Consider the following 2,468-nt stretch of genomic DNA (forward strand, 5'->3'; position numbering starts at 1 on the left):
GGGCTCTGGCTGACGACGCTCGAGCGGGCGGGAAGCGTCGCCGCCGCGGTCGGGGAGGAAGGACGAGCTCCTTCCGGATGCGCGTTGAAGGAAGTGCTGGCGGACGTGGTGGTTCGGAGCATGGCGGCGGGGCTCTAGTCTCCCGAGGGGGGCGGGGATGGCTGGAAGTCCGGCCATTCTATGCCATCCCATGTTACGGACCACGGCCCCTCCGTCACTCCATCCGCACCGGAATGCCTTTGTGGATGAGGCCAACTCCCTCCGTCCTGTTCGAGCCATGAGGCCGGGCCGTATGCTGCGCGAAGCGCCCGGAGCGAAGCTCTCGCGAGACGCGGGCTCGCGACGGCCCGGCGCACGAATTCAAGGCTCGGGGACGCGCAGGTCGCGTGAGCGCAGCAGCATGGCGGACGCAGTCGCGGGGGCGAGCACCGACGCGATGATGATGCTCCAGTCCCATGGCCCCCGCGCCCGGGCGGCGTTGAAGGTGAGCGCCTGCACCAATGTCAGACAGGCATCCGCCGTGGTGAGCCGCCCCAGCAGCGTGGCCAGGCCGTCGCGCCAGCGGCGCAGGAGCAGCAGCAGTCCCGCGATGAGCCCCATGTCGAACACCACCCAGCCGTGCTGCACCCACGGCGAGGGGAACCAGTGCGCGCTCATGGGCAGCGCGAGCAGCACCGTCCACGGCACCAGCAGCGCCGTCAGCGCACGCACGAAGAGGCGCGGCCGGCGCAGCAGCGTGACGAGCCCGAACTTCACCAGGCTTCCCCGCGCGAAGGCCCGGAGCGCGTCGTAGATGGCCCACGGCGCGGGCTCGTCCTTCGGGTGGGACAGATAGAGCGTCACCCACGCGTCGGGGCGGAACTTCGCCTTGAAGGAGCGCAGGCCCTCGAAGTCGAACAGCGGGCGCCCGGCGCTGCGCGCGAAGCGCAGCCACGGCCGCACCGGGCCCGCCAGCGGCGCCAGGCCCAGCGTCACGTACTGGCGCCCGTTCAGCGCGGCGGCGCGCATCGCGGCGTCCACCAGCGTCTCCGCCGTGCCGTTGGGCGCGGTGGGTTCGCGCAGCAGGTCCTGGAGGAACCAGCCGTCGCGCGCGTACACGGGCGTCACCGACAGGAAGCCCACCAAGCGGCCCTCCACCTCCGCCACGAAGGCGCGGCGCTCGCGAGCGAAGGCTCCGGGGGCCAGCCCCACCAGGAAGCCCATGGTCGCCATGCGGCGCGACGCGAGCCAGTGCTCGGCCAGCACCTCCACCGCGGCTCGCAGCGGGTGGCCTTCCGTCTCCATCACCTCCGCGGGCACCTCGCGCACGCGCACGCCATGGGAGCGCGCGCGGCGGAGCTGCTCGCGCAGGCTGCGGCTGCCCTTCACCACCGCTTCCCACTTCGTCGGGTCCCACACCGGCTGCTCGCCGATGGGCAGCTCCTCGAACGGCACCAACTGCGAGAAGCGCGACTCGGTGGCGAAGAAGCTCACGCGCTTGCCCGCGCTCCGGGCCGCCCGGTGGAAGGCCCCCACCACGTCGCGCACGCGCTCCTGCGCGGCGATGGGGCCGCCTCCCGCCACCCACGCGCCGCCCGTGTCCACGTAGGCGATGCACCCATCCCCTTCCGGCGCGAACCAGTACTCGAAGCCCGGCTGCAGCACCTGGAAGGACGTCGCGTTCCAGCCGTGCTGCTTGAGCAGCGCCAGCACCCGTTCGCGCGGGGCGCCTGCGGGGTCCTGGTGGGGATCGGCCATGGTGTTTGCGTTCAAACTACGTCCCACGGGGCCCCTCTGCCAGCCAAAGCCGCCCGGGGAGACAAGGCCCCTCCTGGAGGGACGGACCGAGAGGAAGTGCACCGCCTCCAGGTGGAAGTGCGCGGGCGGGAGATCCAATCCGGCCGCTCCCACGCACTACAGGGGGACATCCTTGACGGGGATATCAGGGCCGGAGCCGGGCCCTCATGGGGCGGCCCTCCCATGGAGGGGCCCGGCTGTAATACCGCTCAGGAACCGTCATCCTCCGCGTCGTCCCCACCGCCATCCGCGGGAGCCCGGCCCAGCAGCCGGTCCACCTCCGCGTGCGCGCTCTCCGCCTGCGCCGCGCTGATGCGCTTGTAGGTCTTGAGCGCGTCCACCACGTGGTGCGCGTGCTTCCACAGCGCACGGGAACCGCTGGACGGCGAGCGCTTGCGCGGAGACGGCAGCATCGCGGCCAGCACCGCTCCCTGCGCCACGGAGAGCTGGGACGCGGACACGCCGAAGTGCTCCCGCGCCCCCGCCTCAATCCCATACACGCCGTTCCCCCACTCCACCACGTTGAGGTACAGCGTCAGGATGCGCTGCTTCGTCAGCGCTTCCTCCAGCCGGTGCGCCAGCACCAGCTCCTTCAGCTTGCGCGTCAGGCTGCGGTCCGTTGACAGCCAGAGGTTCTTCGCCAGCTGCTGCGTGAGCGTGGACGCTCCCCGCCCCAGCTCCCCCTTCTCCAC

The 2,468-nt window shown here is 71.8% G+C and carries 2 protein-coding genes; both read right to left on the bottom strand.

All coding sequences use genetic code 11. The features are described 5' to 3' along the window. Positions 1-360: 360 nt before the first annotated feature. Positions 361-1,737: a bifunctional lysylphosphatidylglycerol flippase/synthetase MprF gene (locus D7V80_RS40735; protein WP_199738992.1), complete on the bottom strand. Its 1,377-nt coding sequence runs from the start codon at positions 1,735-1,737 to the stop codon at positions 361-363. A gap of 248 nt (positions 1,738-1,985) precedes the next feature. Next, on the bottom strand, positions 1,986-2,468 hold a 483-nt coding region (locus D7V80_RS40740), incomplete at its 5' end, for a biosynthetic peptidoglycan transglycosylase (RefSeq protein ID WP_199738993.1).

Source organism: Corallococcus sp. CA054B, assembly GCF_003611625.1.
In the GTDB taxonomy this organism is placed as follows: domain Bacteria; phylum Myxococcota; class Myxococcia; order Myxococcales; family Myxococcaceae; genus Corallococcus; species Corallococcus coralloides.